This window comes from Pseudomonas sp. WPR_5_2, assembly GCF_003634475.1.
GTDB classification, from domain to species: Bacteria; Pseudomonadota; Gammaproteobacteria; order Pseudomonadales; family Pseudomonadaceae; genus Aquipseudomonas; species Aquipseudomonas izuensis.
The window spans coordinates 389,239-411,444 of the sequence record NZ_RBLA01000005.1; the positions used below are offsets into that span (position 1 = coordinate 389,239).

Genomic DNA, 22,206 nt, shown 5'->3' on the forward strand with positions numbered 1-22,206 from the left:
TATGTCCTCTGACCTGTGGAGCTTTTCCGTAGAGACCTATTCCCGTCGCGGCGTTGAACCCCTGTGCCTGCACTTGCAGTCGCAGGGTGCGAACGTGTGCCTGCTGCTGTGCGGGCTGTGGCTGGGAGAACGTGGCGTGTCCTTCGACGAACAACGGTTGAAGCGGCTTCTTGATGTAGCCGGACCTTGGGACGCTGAGGTCGTGCGACCGGTGCGCGCCCTGCGAGAACGATGGAAAGTCGCCGCGAGCGAGGATGCTGGCCTGAACAATTTGCGCGAGGAAGTGAAGACACTGGAAATGGAAGCCGAACGACTTCTGTTATTGCAATTGGAGCGAGTGGCGCAGGGTTGGCCAGAAGATGAGGCGGCCGATCTATCGGCCTGGCTCGAAGGTGTAGCAGCGGACGCCGCCCACCTGAACCGCGACGCGCTGCTTCAGCTGCGCGTCGCGGCAACCGGCACTTAGGAAGCGCTGGTTGGGGTGGTGGTGCTCGACGGTGCTACTGGCGTTGGCGCAGTGGTGGCTGTCGAGGTGGTTGCCGTTGGCGCAGGAGCAGCCGAAACAGATGGCGCTGGCGCTGGCGTCGCTGGCTTGGCAGCAGGTGCCGGGGTCGGCTTGGCAGCAACGGCCGGTTTTTTCACGGCGGGTTTCGCTGCAGGCTTGGCAGCCGGTTTTGCAGCGACTGGTTTGGCTGCTGGTTTTACAGCCGGTTTGGCAGCAGCAGGTTTGGCTGCCGGTTTCGCTGCGGCAGTTTTTGCGGCAGTGGCTGGCTTGGCGGCGGCAGGTTTTGCAGCAGCCGTTTTCGCAGCCGGTCTGGCCGCTGGTTTTGCAGCTGGCTTGGCAGCGGTTTTAGCCGCGACAGGTTTTGCGGCTGGCTTGGCGGCAGGTTTGGCTGCCGGTTTTGCTGCTGCGGTTTTCGCTACGGCGGGTTTCGCAGCAGCGGTTCTTGCGGCTGGTTTTGCGGCAGCTGTTTTAGCAGCAGCTGGCTTGGCAGCGGCCGTTCTGGCAGCCGGTTTGGCAGCGCTGGCAGCAACCGGTTTTTTCGCCGCTGGTTTTGCTGCGGCTTTCACCGGTGCTTTGGCAACCGGTTTGGCGGCAGGCTTGGCCGGTGCTTTTGCAGCAACCGGTTTGGCAGCGGCTTTCTTCGCAGGGGCCGCAGCAGGCTTGGCCGCACGCAGGGACAATGCCTTGCCGACAGCCTCTTGTACTCGACCAACGCCCTGGGCCAGTTTCAGGCTTTCTTGAGCGTCGCGCTTGAGTTGCAGAATGTAGCCGCGAGTGTCCGATTGACGCGCCTTGAGGGCATCAAGCAGGTCCTCGAGTTCCTTCACTCCGTCCTTGGCTTTGGCTTGTGCCTTAGCCTTGCCGGCCGCCGCAGCGTCCTGCAATTTGGTGCGGGTTTTGTGCAATTTTTCCTGCGCTTTTCCGCGCTGCTTTTCCAGTTTGGCGAGCAGTTTTTCAGCATCAGCCAAGGCTTCGGAACAAGCGGTTTCCAGATGCTCGAGCAAGCTGCCCGAGAGTTGTTGGAGTAAGTGCAACGGGGTATTTACAGGCTTCTTGGTGGCCGACATGGTTTACCTCCTGGCTGACGTGGGTGCGGCTCATACTAGACCTCTGCTGCTACCGCCGCTAGGGCATCTTGACAGTATCCAAAGCGTTGCGTTGCAACGGATCGAAAATGTTCTGCGCTTGAACAAAAGCAGTTCACCGTTGAACGCATTCTCACTGGCATAATCGCCCGCATCTCAGGTTGGAGAGTGCACATGTCGCGCTACTTTTTTTTATCGCTCTGCGTGATTTTTTCCGCGGCTCATGCTGCTGAAAAAACCCAGGAAAATGATGCCCACGATCTCGCTTACAGCCTGGGTGCGAGCCTCGGTGAACGCTTGCGCCAGGAGGTTCCCGACCTGCAGCTAAAAGCGTTGGTTGAAGGCTTGCAGCAAGCCTATCAAGGCAAACCGCTGGCGCTGAAAGACGAGCAGATCGAACAGATTCTGACCGAGCACGAAGCCCGGGTTGCCATGCAAACACCTGCACCGCAAAGCGAACTGGCGCTGGAAAACGAGCAGCGTTTTCTCGCCGGGGAAAAAGCCAAACCCGGCGTTCGCGAACTGGCCGATGGAATTCTGCTGACGGAGTTGGTACCGGGTAATGGCGCCAAGGCCGGACCGAACGGAAAAGTGCAGGTGCTTTACGTCGGACGCCTTCCCGACGGTACGGTGTTCGACCAGAACGACCAGCCACAATGGTTCAGCCTCGACAGCGTGATCAACGGCTGGCGCAGTGCGCTGCAGAACATGCCGGTCGGTGCCAAATGGCGCCTGGTGATTCCATCGGCACAGGCCTACGGTGCCGACGGTGCCGGCGACCTGATCGCACCGTTCACGCCGCTGGTATTCGAAGTCGAATTGCGCGGCGCCACCAGCTGACAGCGGAAATGAAAAACGGTGCGCCTTGGCGCACCGTTTCGGGGTCTTGCGAGAAGCGGGTTCAGGCCTGGACCGAGTCTTCTTCCTTGTGAGCGGTGTGCAGCACTTCGATCAGGCAATCTTCCAGCTCGAAGCGTTCGTGCAACAGGCCACCGAGTTCCTTGAACTTCTCTGCGACGCATTTGCCGGCATCGCACAGGTCATTGAACGCGAGCAGTTTTTCGGTGATGACGTCGATGCGCGGGTAGATGGTCTCGGCGAGTTCCAGGCCACGCTTGTCGTTGAAGGCCTTGGCCTCCCCCGTCAGCTGCTCATAGATCTCGAAGTGTCCGGCAGACACGTAGTCGACCAGCACACCGCAGAATTCCTGCAAAGGTTTGCGGTTTTCACCCAGCGCCTCGGGCTTGGCGCCGAGTGCGTCGTAGGCCCCGATCAGTTCTCGACGCTCCTGCAACCAGCGATCGATCAGCAGATGTACTCCACCCCAACGTTCCTGAGCATTCTGACAACTTTCGAGCATGGCGGTCTCTCTTCCCTTGTGGGTCATGCTGCCCTACACCCGTCGCCCTGAAAATCAGGAATCGGCCAGGCAGAGCGTCATCGAGCAACATAATTCCAATGACACGTGCGGGCAGATTATGCCCGCGCGACTGTGGCTTCAAGGTACGCAGACGATAAAGTTCATACAAGTGTTTAATCACCCGCCAGCGCCCGGCGCGACGACTCGCCGCTGAGCGGTCGCCGCATGGCGGTCCAGACAAGGCGCAACAGCTGATAAATCCCCAGCATCGTCATCGCGATGAAGAACAACAAACTCCATTCCGGAATGCTCAGGTCGAACAGTGTCCAGGCGATCTGACCACAGTCGAGGGTGCCTTTAAACATCTGCTGCACAGTACCGATCCAGGACGTGCTGGCAACCAGGTCGGGCAGATTGGGGGCGCAGGTCGATAGCTGATGCGCAGGATCACTTTGCAGCAGCACCTGCCGCCACGCCATGACCGCTCCCGCCAGACTGCAGAACAGACCCAGCAACCAATACACGAAAGAACCCAGGCGACCAGGGCCCTGCACTGCGGCCGTCAGGCAGACACCCGTCAGCAACGCCAGGCAAGCCCGTTGCAACAGGCACAAACCACATGGCTTGAGGCCAACGGCATACTCAAGATAGTAGGACACACCCAGGACCAGGGCGCCCGCAACGAAAACCGTGAAAAACAAGGAGCGTGTGCAGGCCGAATACATGGATTTTCCGTAACAGTAAGGACCGACAGCTACGGTAGAGGAAAGCGCGCCGGCGTTTCAAGGCAGGGCTACAGGGACACTTCAACAGGAGTGTAGGGAATTCCCGACAGCGGTAAGAGGATTAGGTGTAATCGTTTGTAGGACGCTGCCGAAGACGCAATCAGACGTAAAAAAACCGACATCAAAATGCGTGTGTGGTGGCATGGGGGCCGCTTCGCAGCCCCAGCGGGAAGAGCTCCCTCGCCACAAGGTCATCTTTGAGCCATTGAGTCCCGGCTCAATCAAGCGCGAATGGGCACCGGCAATGGCGCTGCCAGCAAGCGCTCATCGAGCAACCCCAGACCTTCCTGGAACAGTTGATTGCTGCGCCCGGTGTCCCCCATTTGCGCCAACAGCCGCGCCAGCTCGGCACAGGCTTCGGGATTGCGCTGAACGCGCAGGCTGCTTTCCAGATAATCCCGGGCCTTGCCCCACAAGCTGCTTTGCAGGCACAGGCGCCCCAACGTCAGCAACAGACCTGGGTCGGCGGGATGGTCCTTGAGCCAGCCTTCGGCGTGTTGCAATTGACGAGCCGGATCACTGCCACGAACCAGCCCGTAGAGACGCGCCAGGTGACTGTCATAGTTGCGCTTGAGCGCTGTGCGCAAGACTTCCTCGGCCTCGACCTGCGCACCCAGCTGCCGCAGTTGCTCGGCGTAGGCAAGCACCAGTTGCGGTTCTTGACGCTGAGCCGCAGACAGTTGCTGCCAGGCACGATTGAGCGATTGCAAACCAACGGTCCCGCCCTCTTCCTGATGCGCCGCCAGCGACAGGTTCTCGCCCCAGGCACGGCGCTCCAGCTCGACCAGTTCAGCCGGCGGGAGAACCTTGTCCTTGCGTAACTCTGGCAACAGGCGAATCAGCGCCGACCAGTCGCCCCGTTGCTGATGCAGGCGCTGCAATTGGCGCAGAGTCTGTGCGTTATGAGGGTGGCGTTCGTGCATCGCTTGCAGGGTCGTCAGGGCGCCTTCGGTATCGCCACGATCGGTCTGCAATTGTGCGTGGTTCAGGGCAATCGCCAGCTCGGCCTGAGGCTGACGCTCCAACGCCCGCTCCAGCAGACTGTCGCTCTCTTCGTAATGCCCTTGCTCGTTCGCGGCGCGGGCAGCGCCGAGGTAGTAGAGCAGCGGCTGGCGCTCGGCTTCCGCAGCCCGATGCAAGTGGCGCTGCGCACTGGCCCAGCGCCCCTCGGCCAGATCCAGCTGACCGTGCTCGATCGCCACTTGTATCCGGCGACTGCGATTGCGCCGCGACCAGGGATTGACCACGCCGCCGGAAGTCGTCACCAGTTCGATCAACGCCTTGATGCCCCAGAACACCAGCCAGAGCACGGCAACCAGCGCCAGCGTCGCCCACAGACTCGACTCGAAGCGGAAACTTTTATAAGCGATCAGCACGTAACCGGAATGCTCGGCAATCGCCAACCCCAACGCAGCCGCAGCGGCTATGGCCAGGAACACGATCACATACAGGCGCTTCATGGCGTGGCCTCCTGCGCGGCGCTTGCGGCAGGCTTGGCCAGCGGCTTGATCGAATCTTCGGCGTTGACATTGCGCCGCTCCAGATAACCCTGGACCGCACTGAGCGTCCCGGTCAGGTCCGGGGTCACCACGGTCACTGGCTGCGTGCTCAGTTCGGCCACCTGATCAAGCATCACTTTGCTCTGCGGGTTGTCCGGGTTGAAATTACCTTTGAGTACGTCACGCGCCTCGTCCAGTGCCTGACTGTAAACCACAGCCTGGCCATTGAGTGCAGCCCATTGTGCCTGCTCCAGCGCCAGGCTCAGGGCCAGACGCACCTGGCTCAGGCTCTGCCCGGCAAGCAATGGGCGGACATTTTTATCGGCATTGAAATCGATGCGGATGTAACGCGAGATCTGATCCCACCATTGCGCCCAGCGACTGGCGCCGTCGCCGTCGGCGGTCAGGCCGAGCAGCGATTCGCCACGCTCTTTGTATTCGGGTGCCAGCTCGGTGAGGCCAGTGACCTGTTCGCGCAGCGCCCCCAGGCGCAGGAACAGCCCGGTGCGATCCGGCTGCTCGGTGCTGCGCAACGCCACAAGGGTCTTGGCCACCTGTTCCCGCGCGGCGAAGGCACCCGGATCATTTTGTTCGCGCAGAATTTCGTCGGCACCCTGCACCAGGGCCTGGGCGCTGCTGATGTCCTGCAAGGCAGACAGGCGCAGACTGGCCAGACGCAGCAAGTGCTCGGCCTCGGCCAGGCGCCAGTCCTTGCGGCTGGCGCCGAGGACGGTTTCCAGTCGCTGATTCAGCCGCTGCTGATCGCCTTGCAACTGAATCACCAGACGACTGCGCTCTTCCAGCACATCGGCGCCGGGCAATTGCTCAAGTCGCGCGCTCAGGCGCTGCTCATTGAGCTTCAGGCTTTGCGCCTCGTCGCTCAACGCCTGCACCTGACTCAAGTGCTGCTGGTTGGTCGCTTGCAGGTGGCGCACCTGCCAGACGCCCCAACCGCCCACCGCCACACCGACAGCGCCCACCAGCAGCGCGACGATCGCCAGCCCATTGCCTCGGCGCTGCACTGCAACAGGCGGCGGCATTTGATCAACAGGTGCATCGAGCGGTGCATCGAGCACAGGTCGCGCGTTATCTTTAGGCAAGGCTGTTTCGCTCACGTATCCATCCTTTGCATTAGAGAACGGGTTCGGGATGCTCCCGCAACGCCGTCAGCAAGGCCGCGGCACTGGCGCCACGACAATCCACAACAGTCAGGGCACCGGCAGCACGTGCCAGCTCGGCGACCCTGGGGCTAGGTACAAACAACGGCAACCGCGCCAATTGCGGCCAGGCATCGCCAGCCAATTGATGCAGGTGCTCAAAACCCTGTCCACTGCTGACCACCAGTGCATTCAGGCGTTCCGATTCGATACGTCCGGGCAGTGCTGCCGGCGGGTATTGCGGCAGCTCGCGGCGGTACAACTCCAGGTACTCGACACTAGCACCTCGCTCACGCAAGCGCTCAGCCAGCAACTCGCGACCACCCTCCCCACGCAGGATCAGCACACGCGGCTCGGGTCGGGCGATAGCCTCGCGCAAATTCGCCAGCTCAAGCAAGGCTTCGCTGTCATCGCCGTCCTCCGGAAAGCTCACGTCCAGGTGGTGATCCTCAAGAATCTGCGCTGTCGCCGCGCCAACGCTGAACCACTTCACACGCGGTGTTTGCGCGCAAAACCGGTCGAGCAGTTCGACGCCGATCCGCGCGGCGGGCTTGCTGACTACGATCACTGCGCAGTAATGATCCAGGTCGCGGATCACGTCGCGCATTGTGTCAGAGGCAGGGATTGGCACGATGTCCAAAAGCGGCAAGCTGCTGCTGAAAATCCCCTGCCCGGCCAGGAAGCCGCTCAGCGCCGCCGACTCATCCGCCGGACGCGTCAGCAGCAGGCGCCAGCCCGTCACTCGTGACCTGCCTCGCCATAGACCGCTTTGAGAATGTCGGCGGCGCCCTGGCTCAACAAGTCTTCGGCCACTCGCACACCCAGGGCTTCGGCATCACCACGCGGTGCACGCGCCTGCGCGCTGAGCAGCAGACCGCCATTGGGATCACCCACCAAGCCGCGCAACCAGATCTGTTCGCCTTCAAGCACGGCGTAGCAGGCGATCGGCACCTGGCAACCGCCATTCAGATGTTTGTTGAGGGCACGTTCGGCGGTCACGCGGGTGGCGGTGTCCTGGTGATGCAGCGGTGCCAGCAGCGCGTGAATTTCGCTGTCGGCACTGCGGCACTCGATGCCCACTGCGCCTTGACCACCCGCCGGCAGACTGTCGTCGACACTGATGGCCGAGGTTATGCGATCTTCAAAACCCAGGCGAATCAAACCGGCGGAGGCAAGGATAATGGCATCGTATTCGCCAGCATCGAGCTTGGCCAGGCGAGTGTTGACGTTTCCGCGCAAGAAGCGGATTTCCAGGTCCGGACGACGGGTCAGCAACTGGGCCTGACGGCGCAGGCTCGACGTGCCGACGATGCTGCCTGGCGGCAATTCTTCAAGGCTGGCGTAGGTATTGGAGACAAATGCATCGCGCGGGTCTTCGCGCTCGCAGATACAGAACAGGCCGAGGCCTTCAGGGAAATCCATCGGCACGTCTTTCATGGAGTGCACGGCGATGTCTGCTTCGTTTTCCAGCAGCGCGGTTTCCAGCTCCTTGACGAACAGGCCCTTGCCGCCGATTTTCGACAGCGGTGAGTCGAGCAGCTTGTCGCCGCGACTGACCATCGGAACCAGCGTCACGAGAAGGCCCGGATGGGCCTCTTCCAGACGGGCTTTGACGTATTCGGCCTGCCACAGGGCGAGAGCACTTTTGCGGGTGGCGATGCGGATCTGGCGAGAGGACATGGATCAATCCGTACTGAATAGATACGGCGGATAATAACAGCTCAGCCAAATCCACTTTGACTTGTATCAGAAACTACTGTGCCTCCCTGGCCCCGGGTGTCCGGCAATCGGGTGTGAAATTCGCCTGCGACCGGCGAATCAAAGCTGTTGCATCATTTTCCGCACGCCGGCCACATGGCGCCGACTGACGATCAACGCATCGCCGTTCAGGCCTTTGAGGAACAGCTGAAAATGTCCCAGAGGCGTTCGCTGCAAGCGTTCGATGCGCTCACGAGCAACCAGTGCGTTGCGGTGGATGCGCACGAAACGGTCACCGAATTCGTCTTCAAGGGCTTTGAGCGGTTCGTCGAGCAGCACCTCGCCGGTTTCGTGGCGCAAGGTCACGTATTTGTGATCGGCGATGAAGTAAACCACCTGATCCAGCGGAATCAGCTCGATCCCCTTACGGGTGCGTGCGCTGATATGGCTGCGGGGGCCACTGCCACTTTCGGCGGCCGGACGGGTCAGGGCCGAGAGTTGGACACGATTGGGACGTTCGGCTTTTTTTAACGCGTCATGTAAATGTTCAGTTCTCACCGGTTTCACCAGATAGCCTACGGCGCTGGCCTGTAAGGCTTCCACGGCAAATTCATCGGGCCCCGTGCAAAACACCACGGCGGGCGGGGTTTCGCGCTCGCACAATCGCGCGGCCACTTGCAGGCCATCGAGGCCTGGCATGCGGATATCGAGCAGAACGATATCCGGTTTGTGGCTGTCGATCAGTGCCAGCGCCTCTTCGCCGTTCGTGGCGCTGGGCTCCAGGACACTGTATCCCTCGAGTTCGCCAACCATTCGGCTCAGGCGCTCGCGGGCAAGGGGGTCGTCATCAACGATCAGGACATTCATATTGCGCTGGATTCCTGCGTGAGTCTCGCACAAGGATAGCGTAGACAGGTGAAGTGACGTCCGTCACCGCGATCCACGCTAAGACTAGCCCGAGCGTCAAAAAGTGCCGCTCGTCCGGCGGTAAAAATTTTATCCGACGGGCAATTGGCGGCCCAGGCCCGCATTGGCGACACATCGCCACAGGGTTTGCTGATACGCAATATGAACACCCCTCTTCTTATAGTCAGCATCTGCACCGAGAAGTGCGCTAGTCCTACTGTCCAACTGTAGACGGTTGCCGGGCCGATATTGCTCAAATGAGAAATATCGTTGCGCAAACAGTGAAAACTGCAGGAGCGAGCCTGCTCGCGATGGACGCTAACGAAAACGAGGGCTTCCTGGATACACGCGCCGCCCTCAGGTTCATCGCGAGCAGGCTCGCCCCTGCAGCTCCAATGAAAACCAGTCGACCAGTGTCAGCGACAGCATTGGCAACCCTGTTATTATCCGCGGCAGCTTTCAACGCCATCTTTCTTCAGCCGATACGAGCGAATTCATGAGCACTGACAAGACCAATCAGTCCTGGGGCGGCCGCTTCAGTGAACCCGTCGACGCCTTCGTCGCCCGCTTCACCGCCTCCGTCACCTTCGACCAGCGCCTGTATCGCCACGACATCATGGGCTCGATCGCCCACGCCACCATGCTGGCCAAGGTCGGCGTGCTGACGGATGCCGAGCGCGACAGCATCATCGATGGCCTGAAGACCATCCAGGGTGAAATCGAGGCCGGCCAGTTCGACTGGCGCATCGACCTCGAAGACGTGCACATGAACATCGAGGCGCGCCTGACCGACCGCATCGGCGTGACCGGTAAAAAGCTGCACACCGGCCGCAGCCGTAACGATCAGGTCGCCACCGATATCCGTCTGTGGCTGCGTGACGAGATCGACCTGATCCTGGGCGAAATCACCCGTCTGCAAAAAGGCTTGCTGGAACAGGCCGAGCGCGAAGCGGGCAGCATCATGCCCGGCTTCACCCACCTGCAAACCGCGCAGCCGGTGACCTTCGGGCACCACATGCTGGCCTGGTTCGAAATGCTCAGCCGCGACTACGAGCGCCTGGTCGACTGCCGCAAACGCACCAACCGCATGCCACTGGGCAGCGCCGCACTGGCCGGCACCACCTACCCGATCGACCGTGAATACACCGCGCAACTGCTGGGCTTCGACGCGGTCGGGGGCAACTCCCTGGACAACGTGTCTGATCGCGACTTCGCCATCGAATTCTGCTCGGCTGCCAGTATCGCGATGATGCACCTGTCGCGCTTCTCCGAAGAGCTGGTGCTGTGGACCAGCGCGCAGTTCCAGTTCATCGATCTGCCGGACCGTTTCTGCACCGGCAGCTCGATCATGCCGCAAAAGAAAAACCCGGACGTGCCGGAGCTGGTGCGTGGCAAGACCGGCCGTGTATTCGGCGCGCTGATGGGCCTGCTGACCCTGATGAAAGGCCAGCCTCTGGCCTACAACAAGGACAACCAGGAAGACAAGGAACCGCTGTTCGACGCCGCCGATACCCTGCGCGACTCGTTGCGTGCCTTTGCCGACATGATCCCGGCGATCAAGCCCAAGCACGCCATGATGCGCGAAGCGGCCCTGCGCGGTTTCTCCACTGCCACTGACCTGGCCGACTACCTGGTGCGTCGTGGCCTGCCGTTCCGGGATTGCCACGAAATCGTGGGTCATGCCGTGAAGTACGGCGTGGAAAGCGGCAAGGACCTGGCGGAAATGAGCCTGGAAGAACTGCGCAAGTTCAGCGACCAGATTGATCAGGACGTGTTCGCCGTGCTGACACTGGAAGGTTCGGTCAATGCCCGTAACCACATCGGCGGAACGGCGCCGGCACAGGTGAAGGCAGCCGTGGCTCGCGGCCAGGCGCTGCTCGCCAGCCGCTAAAAGCATCGCGGGCAAGCCTTGCTCCCACAGGTCGCGTCGATTTCGAAATCAATGCTGACCTGTGGGAGCAAGGCTTGCCCGCGATGGCATTCGCAAGAACGCTACAAAAACTATTTCTTGGACGCGATCATCGCCATGAACGCAGGCATCGCCGCTTCCTTGTCCGCCGCAATCCGTTGCACGTTCGGATTGTCCCCCAGACGCTCCAGCAGCGCCTTGGCTTCTGGCAGTTCAGCCAGCAAATCAATATCAAACAGCTTTTTCGCCACCCCACAGGCCAGCGGCACGCTGTACAAGAAGTACACATCCGCCACGCTCAGACTGTCGCCCGCCACGTAAGGGCTGAATTTTCCGTGCCTGCCCAAGGATGCAACGCCCAGCAGCAATTCGGCCTTGGTCTTTTCCTTGATCGCATCCGGCAACGTCATGCCGAAAAACGCTTCGGGATAGCAGGCGCGCGCAGGCAGTTCGATATACAGCTCGATCTCCTTGGCCAGTGCCAACACCTGAGCACGCTCAAAGGAATCGCTCGGCAGCAGCGGCTTGCCTTTCTGGCTTTGCTCGATGTATTCGAGGATCACGCTGGTTTCATTGATGAAACCCTGCTCGACACCCAACACCGGCACCTTGCCACGCGGGCTGATGGCCAGCGCTTCAGGCGTCTGGCCGGCATAAAACGGCACCTCTTCAAACGGCAGTCCTTTTTCCAGCAGCGCCAGCTTGACCATGTTGTAGTAGTTGCTGACGGAAAATCCATAAAGCTTGAGCATCACATAGCCTCCAGGCCGTGCAGGGGTTGGCAGTGCCTGTTATAGAACGCCGCGGCCATTCTCGCCAGCAGCATCACAGCCCTGAATGCGGGTAAACTGGCCACCTTTCCTAGAGGAGCCTGCCATGAGCGAGCCAACCCCCGATACCCGCCAAGACGACATCGACGAAGAAGAGTTCGCCGAGAACACGCTGATCGAAGCCATCGAAAACCAGATTGAAAGTGATAATCCGCCGGCGGCCAAGGCGACGTTCAACAAGCTGACACTGGTGGGTTACGAGCGGGAGGAAATCCTCAACCTGATGGCCCACGTTTTAGCGGTAGAAATCGACGCTATCCTCGAAGAAGACCGCGCGTTCAATACCGAATGGTACGAAGCGGCGCTGCGTGCACTGCCAGAGTTGCCACCCGAAAAGAAATAACCCCTCCCTTCCCCCTGTAGGAGCGAGCCTGCTCGCGAAGAACCTGAGAGCACCGCGGGCTGTCAGGCCTCCAGCGTCATCGTTGACGACCATCGCGAGCAGGCTCGCTCCTACAGAGAGAAAAAAGGCTGCTGCGAGCACTGGACATGCCGCACCGGCGGGTTCACCTTAGGGGCGCTGTCGTCCAATTCCTAGAAAGTCTGGAGTCCTTATGTCGCTTACCCCTGAGTTGGTTGCCGAACTGGAAATCCTCGCACTCTTCAACCTGGACAGTTCCCAGGAAGGTTTGAAAATTCATCAGACCGCTGCCCCAAAAGCCATTGCCGCTGCCCAACGCCTGTATGAAAAAGAACTGATTGACCAGCCCGATGGTGGTTATCTGACCAGCCTGGGACGCGACGCCGCGCAAAGTGTGCAGACCGTGCTCACTATTCTGAAAGCTGAAGAAACAGCCTGAATTCCACCGTATCGCCCACGGAAACCCCTGCCACGGGATTTCCGCGGGCACTCAGTGCCGCCTGACGTCGCCATGCGATACAAATCTGACGTCAAAAAAACAAAATCGGCTTAAATGTCCCGGGATCGAGGCGCTAAACTTCCCTCACCCGAGAGCCCCACGTCCGAGCCCTGCGAGCCGGTTTGAGCTGACATGATCCGCACCCATGAAATCCGCCCCGACCTGGACGAGGGAATCGACCGAAAGGTTCTGAGCCAACTGCGCGCACGCTTCCTGAAGCTCAATGAGGGCCGCATGAGGCGGGCCATGGAAGGTTTGTCGACCCGCCAGCAAGGGGTGCTCAACCTCCTGCCGCTGTTTTTCCACGTCAATCATCCGCTGTTGCCCGGCTACGTTTCCGGCAGTACACCGGCCGGGCTGTCGAATTTCGAACCCGACGCCAATGTTCTTGCCGAAGCCCAGCGCCTGACCCGCTCGTTCTCCTATAAGCCACGCCACGGCAGCAATCCGCCACGACCGATTCACGGCCTGTTCCTGATGGGCAGCCTCGGCACCCTGGCCCAGGCCGAGCAGAGCGACATGGACGTGTGGGTTTGCCACAGTTCGGACCTGGGCGAGAACGAACTCGCCGAACTGCGCAAGAAATGTCAGTTGCTTGAAGCCTGGGCTGCCAGCCAGGGCGCCGAGGCGCACTTCTTCCTGATCGACCCGGCCCGTTTTGCGCGGGGTGAACGCGACAATCAACTCAGCTCCGAAAATTGCGGCACCACCCAGCACTTTCTGTTGCTGGACGAGTTCTATCGCACGGCGATCTGGCTGGCCGGACGCACGCCGATCTGGTGGCTGGTGCCGGTCTATGAAGAAGCGAGTTACGACCGCTACATCCACACACTGCTGTCAAAGCGGTTCATCCGCGCCGACGAAACACTCGACCTGGGGCATCTGGCGTTCATTCCCCCCGGCGAATTCATCGGCGCCGGGCTGTGGCAATTGTTCAAGGGCATCGAATCACCGTACAAATCGGTGCTCAAGTTGCTGCTGACCGAGGTTTACGCCAGCGAACATCCCAGGGTCCAGTGCCTGAGCCTGCGCTTCAAACAGGCGGTGTTCGCCAATCGGCTCGACCTCGATGAACTGGACCCCTACGTCGTGGTTTACCGGCGCATCGAGGAATACCTCATCGCCCGTAATGAGCCGGATCGACTGGAACTGGTGCGGCGCGCGCTGTACCTGAAGGTCAATCGCAAGCTCACCGGCAACACCGGGCGCACCCAAAGCTGGCAACGCTCGCTGCTCGAGCGCCTGGCCCACGAATGGCATTGGGACCAGCGCCAGTTGGCCCTGCTCGACAGCCGCAGCCAGTGGAAGGTCCGCCAGGTCGGCTCCGAGCGCCGCGCCCTGGTCAACGAGCTCAATTACAGTTACCGCTTTCTGACCCAGTTTGCCCAGCACGAACAGACCGTCAGCCTGATCAACAAACGCGACCTCAGCGTGCTGGGCCGACGCCTGTATGCGGCCTTCGAGCGTAAGGCGGACAAGGTCGAGTTCATCAACCCGGGCATCGCCCCGGACTTGGCCGAAGACACCCTGACGCTGGTGCACATGGAGAACAGAAAGGAAGCGGGGCAATCTCAATGGGGTCTGTACAACGGCAGCCTGACCGCCCTTGAGTGGGAGCATTTCGCCCCGATCAAACGCAGCCGCCAACTGCTCGAATTGCTCACCTGGTGCCACCGCAACGGCGTGATCGACAGCAGCACCCGACTGGCCTTGCATCCTGGCAGCAGTGACCTGAGCGAATTCGAACTGTTCAACCTGCTCGGCAGCCTGCAACAGAGCATCCCCCTGCCTCTGCCCACGGTCGCCGAAGAGCGCTTGCTGCGGGCCAGCGTGCCCAGCGAAGTGCTGATTCTGGTGAACGTCGGCGTCGACCCGCTCAAGCACCACCGCGACCTGAACATCCTGATGACCACCGAGCGCACCGACTCCCTGAGTTACGCAGGCGTACGGGAAAATCTGGTGCTGACCCTGGATCAGGTCACGCTCAATAGCTGGAACGAAGTGCTGGTCAATCGCTTCGACGGCCCCCATGCCTTGCTCGACTGCCTGCGCGATTACCTCAACAACCTGCCGGACGGCACGTGGCAACCCCGATTGCGTGTGCGTTGCTTCTGCCACAACCGCGCCCAGTTCATCGCCCAGCGTGTTGAAGACATCCTCGAGATCGCACAGACCCTGCTGCTGAGCAAACTCAACCACCGCTACCTGATCCAGGTCCAGCAGCATTATCACGTGCTGGAGCTGGTGCCCGGCCAGGTCAGGCACATCGCCCTCTCCACACTGCCAGCGCTTTACGACTACCTGGGCGAAGAACTGACCCGGTACAGCCCACTGCACCTGGACCCGATGGCACTGGAGGACAACGACCTCGCGCTGCTACTGCCAATGGGCCAGCCAGGTTGCATTCAGGTGTTCTACCGAATCAACGAAGACCAGGCCGACGTGTACGCACTGGATGAATTCAATGCCTTGTGGCAACAACGTTTGCCGTGGCATGACGAGCAAAGCCTATTGGTGCCGCTGCAACGATTCCTGCAATCGATCCAGTACCGGCGCGACGCCTTGCAGCCGATGGACCCGGCTCAACCCCGGAGCCTGGACACTTTTTATTACCAACTCTTGCCTTCAGGTTCAGGCCGGGCACGCCGGGTCGAAGCCCGTCCGGCACCGCAAACCCCGGTCAACAAGCCCTTCTATGATGTACAGGCGATCGTCGGCAAAGCTGCACCGGGCAAGGTGCAGGTCACGTTGTACTGCAATCAGCGGGAATTTTCAGAACTCGAGCATGGCGACCAACTGTTCAGCGTGGTCGCCCGGGAAATCGTCGAGCAACGCCGCGAGACCAAACGCTACCGCTGCTACATCACCGATCTGGACCTGTCGGGCCTGCTCGGTGATGGTCAGGGTTCAAGCAATCTGTACCTGCGTTACAAGGCCGACCTGGAGCACGCATTGAACAAGGCGCTCGGGCAGGTGTGAGGCGGGGTCAAACGTTGAAATCGCCACCGTTGGCCGGCTGCGACTCGACTTCCAGCAATGTCAGTTTCAGGGTCTTGCCGCCCGGTGCCGGCCAGTCGATGTGCTGGCCAACCTTCAAGCCGAGCAATGCACTGCCCACCGGCGCCAGGATGGAAATCTTGCCTTCGTCGGCATTGGCATCCTTCGGGTAAACCAGGGTCAGGTGATAGTCCTTGCCGCTGATCTCTTCACGGCAGTGAACGCGGGAATTCATGGTCACGACATCGGCGGGCACTTCATCGTGGCCGACCACCGTATCGGCGCGATCCAGCTCGGTTTGCAGCGCGATAACACCTGGCAGGGTTTCATCCAGGCTGTCGATCAGACGCTCCAGACGTTGAACGTCCAGACGTGTAAGGGTGATGGAAGGTGCGGTCATGATCAGGGCAGACTCCTTTCTTCTGCACGAAAAAAGCAAAACCCCGCCAGAAAAAGGCGGGGTTTTCACAAGCCTCGATGGGTTGAGGCGTATCTGGACACTATCACAGCTCAAAAAATATACAAGCCGCCACCGGGCGGCGCGCAACGCCTGTAGGAGCCGGCTTGCTGGCGATAGGGCTTTAAAGGCGCAGTGAACTTCAGGCCGCCTTCGCTGGCAAGCCAGCTCCTACAGGTGCTGGCGCTGCAAAGCCTGCGCACAAATCACCCGCCGGCGCTCATCGTCAGCCGAGCGCCACTCGCGAATGTCTTCAACATGGCGGAAACATCCGAGACAGACCTTCTGCTCATCCAGCCGGCAAACGCCGCTGCAGGGAGAAGGCACCGCCGGACTGACATTGCTGTACAGCGGCTTGGGCGGACGAACGGGCGCAGGCTGGGTCACGATCTCACAGGCCTTCGAAATCGAATTCGGCACCGGCCTGCTGCTTGACGATGCGCTCAAGCATTTCGCCCAGCTGCTCTTCGCTCTTGTCGCACATCCAGCGCTCGCTCTCTTCGTCGTAATCGAAGTGGAAACCACCGGACACCGCGGCCAGCCACAACTGCCGCAACGGCTCCTGACGACTGAAGATCAACTGAGTGCCGTTTTCGAACTTGACGGTCAGCACACCGGCCGAGCTTTCCAGATCGATATCCAGGTCGCTTTCGTCAAAGATGTCCTCCAGGGTTTGCTGGGTGGCATCGACCAGATCGTGGAAACGGGCTTCGGACAAACTCATTACGGCAACCTCAAAAAGTGTCTGATCAGGCTCAAGCGCCGCAAGATACGGGCGAGCTCCGGTGATTGCAAAGAATAACGCCCGGCTACCCCAATCTGTGGGAGCGAGCCTGCTCGCGATGAGGTCGTCACATTCAACATTATGGTCGACTGACACACCACTATCGCGAGCAGGCTCACTCCAACAGGGATTGCCTGACAACGACGACTATCTCGCAAGGCCCGCCGGACGGGCGGTCCGTTGCATAGGCAAGCTGCCGGGTGGCCGGTATACTCCGGCGCAATTAATGCATTTTCAAGGATTTCGCCATGAAGCGCCTGATCTCTTCCCTTGCCGCGCTCCTCGCGGTTGCCTGTCTTGTGTCGGCCTGCGGTCAAAAAGGCCCGTTGTACCTGCCCGACGAAGACCAGGATCCTGCAGAACAGGCGCAATCCTCGCAAAAGCAGCCTGCTTCCAAGGCACACAAGCACGACGTCTACCAATAATAAGGGAACCTCATGGACGCTTTTAACTACCGTGACGGTGAACTGTTCGCGGAAGGTGTTGCCCTGTCTGCCATCGCCGATCGCTTTGGTACACCGACCTACGTTTACTCCCGTGCCCACATCGAAGCCCAATATCTGGCTTACGCCGATGCGCTGGCCGGCATGCCGCACCTGGTCTGTTTCGCGGTCAAGGCCAACTCCAACCTGGGTGTGCTGAATGTCCTGGCGCGCCTGGGCGCCGGTTTCGACATCGTGTCCCGTGGCGAGCTGGAACGCGTATTGGCCGCTGGCGGCAGCGCCGACAAGATCGTGTTCTCCGGCGTCGGCAAAACCCGTGACGACATGCGTCGCGCCCTGGAAGTCGGCGTGCACTGCTTCAACGTCGAGTCCACCGACGAGCTGGAACGCCTGCAAGTGGTGGCCGCCGAGCTGGGTGTTCGCGCGCCGATCTCGCTGCGCGTGAACCCGGACGTCGATGCCGGCACTCACCCATACATTTCCACCGGTCTCAAAGAGAACAAGTTCGGCATCGCCATCGCCGACGCCGAAGACGTGTATGTGCGCGCCGCGCAGCTGCCGAATCTGGAAGTGGTCGGCGTCGATTGCCATATCGGTTCGCAACTGACCACCCTGCCACCCTTCATCGATGCACTCGACCGACTGCTGGGCCTGGTCGATCGCCTCGGCGATTGCGGCATCTACCTGCGTCACATCGACCTCGGTGGCGGTTTGGGTGTGCGTTATCGCGATGAAGAACCGCCATTGGCCGGCGACTACATCAAGGCCGTGCGCGAGCGTCTCGACGGTCGTGACCTGGCACTGGTATTCGAACCTGGACGCTTCATCGTGGCCAACGCCGGCGTGCTGCTGACCCAGGTCGAGTACCTCAAGCACACCGAGCACAAAGATTTCGCCATCGTCGACGCGGCCATGAACGACCTGATCCGCCCGGCGCTGTATCAAGCCTGGATGGACGTCACCGCCGTGCGCCCGCGCAGCACCGCTGCCCGTGCCTACGACATCGTCGGCCCGATCTGCGAGACCGGCGACTTCCTGGCCAAGGAGCGTGAACTGGCCCTGGAAGAAGGCGACCTGCTGGCCGTGCATTCGGCCGGTGCCTACGGGTTTGTCATGAGCTCCAACTACAACACCCGCGGCCGCGCCGCCGAAGTGTTGGTGGACGGTGATCAGGCATTTGAAGTGCGTCGCCGTGAAACGGTAGCCGAGTTGTATGCTGGCGAAAGCCTGCTGCCGGAGTAAAACCATGCTGCTGCGTTTTACCAAGATGCACGGCCTGGGCAATGACTTCATGGTCCTCGACCTGGTCAGCCAGCACGCGCACATTCTGCCAAAGCACGCCAAATTGTGGGGTGATCGGCATACCGGCATCGGTTTCGATCAGTTGCTGATCGTCGAAGCACCGAGCAATCCGGACGTGGATTTCCGTTATCGGATCTTCAATTCCGACGGTTCCGAAGTGGAACAGTGCGGTAACGGAGCACGTTGTTTCGCCCGTTTCGTGCTCGATAAACGCCTGACCGCAAAACGGCAGATCCGCGTCGAAACCAAAAGCGGCATCATCGAACTGGATGTGCGCAACGACGGGCAGATCGGCGTGAACATGGGCGCACCGCGCCTGGTACCGGCCGATATTCCGTTCCAGGCAGCGGAGCAGGCCCTGAGTTATCAGGTCGACGTCGACGGTACTTCGGTCGAGTTGGCCGCCGTGTCCATGGGCAACCCCCACGCCGTACTACGAGTCAGCGACATCAACAATGCACCGGTGCATGAACTGGGGCCGAAAATCGAACATCACTCGCGCTTCCCGGCGCGGGTCAACGTCGGTTTTCTCCAGGTCATCGACCGGGGTCGCGCGCAGTTGCGCGTCTGGGAGCGCGGAGCCGGGGAAACCCAGGCCTGCGGTACCGGCGCCTGTGCCGCCGCAGTGGCCGCGATCAGCCAGGGGTGGATGGATTCGCCGCTATTGATCGACCTGCCTGGCGGGCGTCTGTCCATTGAATGGGCAGGCCCAGGCCAACCGGTCATGATGACCGGCCCGGCAGTACGCGTATACGAAGGACAAGTGCGTCTTTGAGTGAGCCGAAGCCATGACCGATAAGCCTCAGGTACCCGCCCGACAGCCCGACGAATCAGCGTCCGAAAGCCTGGAGGCGGCGGCGATTGCCGCGTACCTGGAGGCTCATCCGGATTTCTTCGTCGAGCACCAGGAACTGCTGCCGGCCTTGCGTATTCCCCACCGACGCGGCGACACCGTGTCGCTGGTCGAACGGCAGATGACCATCCTGCGCGACCGCAATATCGAGTTGCGCCACCGTCTCTCGCACCTGATGGACGTGGCTCGCGACAACGATCGTCTTTTCGACAAGACCCGCCGCCTGATCCTCGCGCTGATGGATGCCAACACCCTGGAAGACGTGGTGATGTGCGTCGAAGACAGCCTGCGCCAGGACTTCCAGGTGCCCTTCGTCAGCCTCATCCTGCTCGGCGACAACGCCATGCCGGTCGGCCGCTGGGTCACCCATGCCGAAGCGCAAGTGGCCATTGGCGGCTTGCTGCAGGAAAACAAAAGCATCAGCGGCAGCCTGCGCGAGCACGAACTGGACTTCCTGTTCGGTGAGGAACAGCGCAAGCAGATTGGCTCCACCGCCGTGGTCGCCATCACTCATCAGGGGATCCACGGCATCCTGGCCATCGCCAGCCGTGATCCGCAGCACTACAAAAGTTCGGTGGGCACATTGTTCCTGAGCTACATCGCCGAAGTCATGGGCCGCGTGCTGCCACGGCTCAACAGTTCCCTGCGTTCGGTACGCTGATCATGGAACGGCAACTGGACGCTTACTGCGAACACTTGCGCAGTGAGCGACAGGTGTCGCCGCACACGCTGTCCGCCTACCGCCGTGACCTCGACAAAGTGCTGGCCTGGTGCGTCAAACAGAACATCGGCAGCTGGGCAGCGCTGGACATCCAGCGCCTGCGCAGCCTGATCGCCCGCCTGCATGCCCAGGGCCAATCCTCCCGCAGCCTGGCGCGGCTGCTGTCGGCGGTGCGCGGGCTCTATCACTATCTGAACCGCGAGGGTCTCTGCGACCACGATCCGGCCAACGGCCTCGCGCCGCCCAAAGGTGAACGCCGCCTGCCGAAAACCCTCGACACCGACCGCGCGCTGCAATTGCTTGAAGGCGGGGTCGAAGACGACTTTCTCGCGCGCCGGGATCAGGCGATTCTTGAGTTGTTCTACTCCTCCGGGTTGCGGTTATCGGAGCTGACCGGGTTGAATCTCGATCAGCTTGATTTGGCGGACGGCATGGTCCAGGTACACGGCAAGGGCAGCAAAACTCGCCTGTTGCCGGTGGGCAAAAAGGCTCGCGAAGCACTGGAACTGTGGCTGCCCCTGCGAGCACTCGCCAACCCGGCGGACGATGCGGTGTTTGTCAGCCAGCAGGGGCGGCGTCTGGGGCCTCGGGCGATCCAGTTACGGGTCAAAGCGGCTGGCGAACGCGAACTCGGGCAAAACCTGCATCCACACATGTTGCGACATTCCTTCGCCAGCCATTTGCTGGAGTCTTCCCAGGACCTGCGCGCGGTGCAGGAACTGCTCGGGCACTCCGACATCAAGACCACCCAGATCTATACCCACCTGGACTTCCAGCACCTGGCCACCGTCTACGACAGCGCCCATCCACGGGCCAAACGCATTAAAGGCGATGATTCATGACGATCCAATTGATCACCTTCGACCTCGACGACACCCTGTGGGACACCGCCCCGGTGATCGCCAGTGCCGAAGCCGTATTGCGTGAGTGGCTGACCGAGCATGCGCCCAACCTGGGCGCCGTTCCTGTGGACCACTTGTGGGCCATCCGAGAACGCATCCTGGGCAGCGAGCCAGGCCTCAAGTACCGCATCAGCGCCTTGCGTCGGCGCGTGTTGTTCCATGCCCTGGAAGAAGCCGGTTATACCCACGAACAAGCGTCGGACCTGGCTGATCAGAGCTTCGAAGTGTTCCTGCATGCCAGGCATCAGCTGGAAATTTTCCCGGAGGTGCAACCGACTCTGGAAGTGCTGGCCAACCACTACGCCCTCGGGGTCGTCACCAACGGCAATGCCGATGTGCGGCGGTTGGGGCTGGCGGACTACTTCAAGTTTGCGCTGTGCGCCGAAGACATCGGCATCGCCAAACCCGATGCACGACTGTTCCATGAGGCATTGCAACGCGGAGGTGCAACCCCTGAGACGGCGGTGCATATCGGTGATCATCCGGGCGACGACATTGCCGGCGCTCAACAGGCGGGGCTGCGGGCGGTCTGGTTCAACCCGTCGGGCAAAGCCTGGGAGGCCGATCACCTGCCGGATGCCGAGATTCGCAGCCTGACCGAATTGCCGGCGTTGTTGGCGATGTGGAACTCCCAGCAATAACGCTGCCCCCTGTAGGAGCAAAGCTTGCTCGCGATGGCGGAACATTCAAAATACATGTCGACTGACACACCGTCAACGCGAGCAAGCTTTGCTCCTACAGGTGTTGTGTCAAGCCTGAGGGTTTTGTTTCAGGCATGAAAAAGCCCGCAGCGACGGCGGGCTTTTTCAGCAAGCGGGTAACAGGCTCAGATAGGCCGGCTGCCGTACTTGTTGTCAGGCTTCTTGGGCGGATCGGCGACCACGTTGGCCTCCACTTCCTGCACTTTGCCGCCACGAGCCAGGAACTCTTCCATGGCCTTGGCCAGGGCGTCACGTTCCTTGTTCTTGGCTTCGACACTCGGCAGCTCATCGACCGATACCGCTGCCTTGGCTTTGCCTTTGGCGGTCGGAACGGGCGCATCACCACCATCGTCTTCAGCGACGTCTTCCGCCGCTGCTTCCAGACCTTCTTCGGTTTCGTCGTCGTCGCCTACTTCGAGGTCGTCGTTTTCCAGATCATCGTCGCTCATGTT

General features: G+C 60.8%; 25 protein-coding genes. 12 read left to right on the forward strand and 13 right to left on the reverse strand.

The window, feature by feature from the left end:
- The first annotated feature begins 1 nt into the window (after position 1).
- Entirely contained in the window at positions 2-466 is a 465-nt protein-coding gene (locus BJ917_RS20205) for a TIGR02444 family protein (RefSeq protein WP_096514278.1), read from the forward strand.
- On the opposite strand, the gene BJ917_RS20210 is transcribed toward BJ917_RS20205, so the two are convergent.
- On the reverse strand, positions 463-1,572 hold the full coding sequence (locus tag BJ917_RS20210; RefSeq protein ID WP_121104253.1) for an AlgP family protein: 1,110 nt from the start codon (positions 1,570-1,572) through the stop codon (positions 463-465). The genes BJ917_RS20205 and BJ917_RS20210 overlap by 4 nt on opposite strands.
- A gap of 192 nt (positions 1,573-1,764) precedes the next feature.
- Here BJ917_RS20210 and BJ917_RS20215 point away from each other — a divergent pair, with 192 nt between their 5' ends.
- The gene (locus tag BJ917_RS20215) at positions 1,765-2,430 is read left to right on the forward strand and encodes an FKBP-type peptidyl-prolyl cis-trans isomerase (RefSeq protein WP_121104255.1); all 666 of its coding nucleotides are present in this window, start codon (positions 1,765-1,767) and stop codon (positions 2,428-2,430) included.
- 61 nt (positions 2,431-2,491) lie between these two features.
- Here BJ917_RS20215 and rsd read toward each other — a convergent pair whose 3' ends face one another.
- The 7 genes from rsd to BJ917_RS20250 all read right to left on the reverse strand — a co-directional run bounded on the left by rsd (position 2,492) and on the right by BJ917_RS20250 (position 8,956).
- Positions 2,492-2,950 (reverse strand): sigma D regulator, encoded by a 459-nt coding sequence (gene rsd / locus BJ917_RS20220; protein ID WP_096514275.1) that lies wholly within the window; start codon positions 2,948-2,950, stop codon positions 2,492-2,494.
- 173 nt (positions 2,951-3,123) lie between these two features.
- Positions 3,124-3,675: a disulfide bond formation protein B gene (locus BJ917_RS20225; RefSeq protein ID WP_121104256.1), complete on the reverse strand. Its 552-nt coding sequence runs from the start codon at positions 3,673-3,675 to the stop codon at positions 3,124-3,126.
- Between the two features lie 281 nt (positions 3,676-3,956).
- Positions 3,957-5,195: a heme biosynthesis protein HemY gene (locus BJ917_RS20230; RefSeq protein WP_096514273.1), complete on the reverse strand. Its 1,239-nt coding sequence runs from the start codon at positions 5,193-5,195 to the stop codon at positions 3,957-3,959.
- Entirely contained in the window at positions 5,192-6,349 is a 1,158-nt protein-coding gene (locus BJ917_RS20235; protein WP_096514272.1) for a uroporphyrinogen-III C-methyltransferase, read from the reverse strand. The genes BJ917_RS20230 and BJ917_RS20235 overlap by 4 nt, the downstream gene beginning before the upstream one ends.
- A gap of 16 nt (positions 6,350-6,365) precedes the next feature.
- The gene (locus tag BJ917_RS20240; RefSeq protein WP_096514271.1) at positions 6,366-7,133 is read right to left on the reverse strand and encodes a uroporphyrinogen-III synthase; all 768 of its coding nucleotides are present in this window, start codon (positions 7,131-7,133) and stop codon (positions 6,366-6,368) included.
- The gene (gene hemC / locus BJ917_RS20245) at positions 7,130-8,071 is read right to left on the reverse strand and encodes a hydroxymethylbilane synthase (protein ID WP_096514270.1); all 942 of its coding nucleotides are present in this window, start codon (positions 8,069-8,071) and stop codon (positions 7,130-7,132) included. The genes BJ917_RS20240 and hemC overlap by 4 nt, the downstream gene beginning before the upstream one ends.
- A 138-nt stretch (positions 8,072-8,209) precedes the next feature.
- Positions 8,210-8,956, reverse strand: a complete 747-nt coding sequence (locus BJ917_RS20250) for a LytTR family DNA-binding domain-containing protein (RefSeq protein WP_096514269.1) — start codon at positions 8,954-8,956, stop codon at positions 8,210-8,212.
- 535 nt (positions 8,957-9,491) lie between these two features.
- On the opposite strand from BJ917_RS20250, the gene argH reads away from it, so the two are divergent.
- A complete protein-coding gene (gene argH, locus BJ917_RS20260) occupies positions 9,492-10,886 on the forward strand; it encodes an argininosuccinate lyase (RefSeq protein WP_096514267.1) in 1,395 nt (464 codons plus the stop codon).
- Between the two features lie 110 nt (positions 10,887-10,996).
- On the opposite strand, the gene BJ917_RS20265 is transcribed toward argH, so the two are convergent.
- Positions 10,997-11,656 (reverse strand): glutathione S-transferase family protein, encoded by a 660-nt coding sequence (locus tag BJ917_RS20265; RefSeq protein WP_121104260.1) that lies wholly within the window; start codon positions 11,654-11,656, stop codon positions 10,997-10,999.
- Positions 11,657-11,780: 124 nt separating this feature from the next.
- On the opposite strand from BJ917_RS20265, the gene BJ917_RS20270 reads away from it, so the two are divergent.
- The 3 genes from BJ917_RS20270 (at position 11,781) to BJ917_RS20285 (ending at position 15,573) form a co-directional block, all read left to right on the forward strand.
- Positions 11,781-12,077 carry a hypothetical protein gene (locus tag BJ917_RS20270; RefSeq protein WP_096514265.1) on the forward strand — a complete coding sequence of 99 codons (297 nt, stop codon included), beginning with the start codon at positions 11,781-11,783 and terminating at the stop codon, positions 12,075-12,077.
- Between the two features lie 211 nt (positions 12,078-12,288).
- Positions 12,289-12,534: a TIGR02647 family protein gene (locus tag BJ917_RS20280; RefSeq protein WP_095196231.1), complete on the forward strand. Its 246-nt coding sequence runs from the start codon at positions 12,289-12,291 to the stop codon at positions 12,532-12,534.
- 192 nt (positions 12,535-12,726) lie between these two features.
- Positions 12,727-15,573, forward strand: a complete 2,847-nt coding sequence (locus BJ917_RS20285) for a class I adenylate cyclase (protein WP_121104262.1) — start codon at positions 12,727-12,729, stop codon at positions 15,571-15,573.
- A 7-nt stretch (positions 15,574-15,580) separates the two neighbouring features.
- On the opposite strand, the gene rnk is transcribed toward BJ917_RS20285, so the two are convergent.
- The 3 genes from rnk to cyaY form a co-directional block, all read right to left on the reverse strand.
- Positions 15,581-15,991 (reverse strand): nucleoside diphosphate kinase regulator, encoded by a 411-nt coding sequence (gene rnk, locus BJ917_RS20290; RefSeq protein ID WP_096514263.1) that lies wholly within the window; start codon positions 15,989-15,991, stop codon positions 15,581-15,583.
- 228 nt (positions 15,992-16,219) lie between these two features.
- Complete coding sequence (locus BJ917_RS20300) at positions 16,220-16,435, reverse strand: DUF1289 domain-containing protein (RefSeq protein WP_096515624.1); 216 nt, start codon at positions 16,433-16,435, stop codon at positions 16,220-16,222.
- Positions 16,436-16,439: 4 nt separating this feature from the next.
- On the reverse strand, positions 16,440-16,772 hold the full coding sequence (gene cyaY / locus BJ917_RS20305; RefSeq protein ID WP_121104266.1) for an iron donor protein CyaY: 333 nt from the start codon (positions 16,770-16,772) through the stop codon (positions 16,440-16,442).
- A gap of 308 nt (positions 16,773-17,080) precedes the next feature.
- On the opposite strand from cyaY, the gene BJ917_RS20310 reads away from it, so the two are divergent.
- Genes BJ917_RS20310 through BJ917_RS20335 form a run of 6 tightly spaced genes read left to right on the forward strand, consistent with a single transcriptional unit; the run spans position 17,081 to position 21,694 of the window.
- Positions 17,081-17,257 carry a lipoprotein gene (locus BJ917_RS20310; protein WP_096514261.1) on the forward strand — a complete coding sequence of 59 codons (177 nt, stop codon included), beginning with the start codon at positions 17,081-17,083 and terminating at the stop codon, positions 17,255-17,257.
- A gap of 12 nt (positions 17,258-17,269) precedes the next feature.
- A complete protein-coding gene (gene lysA, locus BJ917_RS20315; RefSeq protein ID WP_096514260.1) occupies positions 17,270-18,517 on the forward strand; it encodes a diaminopimelate decarboxylase in 1,248 nt (415 codons plus the stop codon).
- A gap of 4 nt (positions 18,518-18,521) precedes the next feature.
- Positions 18,522-19,352 carry a diaminopimelate epimerase gene (dapF, locus tag BJ917_RS20320; RefSeq protein WP_121104268.1) on the forward strand — a complete coding sequence of 277 codons (831 nt, stop codon included), beginning with the start codon at positions 18,522-18,524 and terminating at the stop codon, positions 19,350-19,352.
- Positions 19,353-19,365: 13 nt separating this feature from the next.
- Positions 19,366-20,091 (forward strand): DUF484 family protein, encoded by a 726-nt coding sequence (locus tag BJ917_RS20325; RefSeq protein ID WP_096514258.1) that lies wholly within the window; start codon positions 19,366-19,368, stop codon positions 20,089-20,091.
- A 2-nt stretch (positions 20,092-20,093) separates the two neighbouring features.
- Positions 20,094-20,993: a tyrosine recombinase XerC gene (gene xerC, locus BJ917_RS20330; RefSeq protein WP_096514257.1), complete on the forward strand. Its 900-nt coding sequence runs from the start codon at positions 20,094-20,096 to the stop codon at positions 20,991-20,993.
- Entirely contained in the window at positions 20,990-21,694 is a 705-nt protein-coding gene (locus BJ917_RS20335; RefSeq protein WP_121104270.1) for an HAD family hydrolase, read from the forward strand. Before xerC ends, BJ917_RS20335 begins: the two co-directional genes overlap by 4 nt.
- Positions 21,695-21,879: 185 nt before the next feature.
- Here the strand turns inward: BJ917_RS20335 and sutA are convergent, their stop codons facing one another.
- Positions 21,880-22,203, reverse strand: coding sequence for a transcriptional regulator SutA (gene sutA / locus BJ917_RS20340; RefSeq protein ID WP_007980816.1), 324 nt, complete (start codon positions 22,201-22,203; stop codon positions 21,880-21,882).
- Positions 22,204-22,206: the final 3 nt, after the last annotated feature.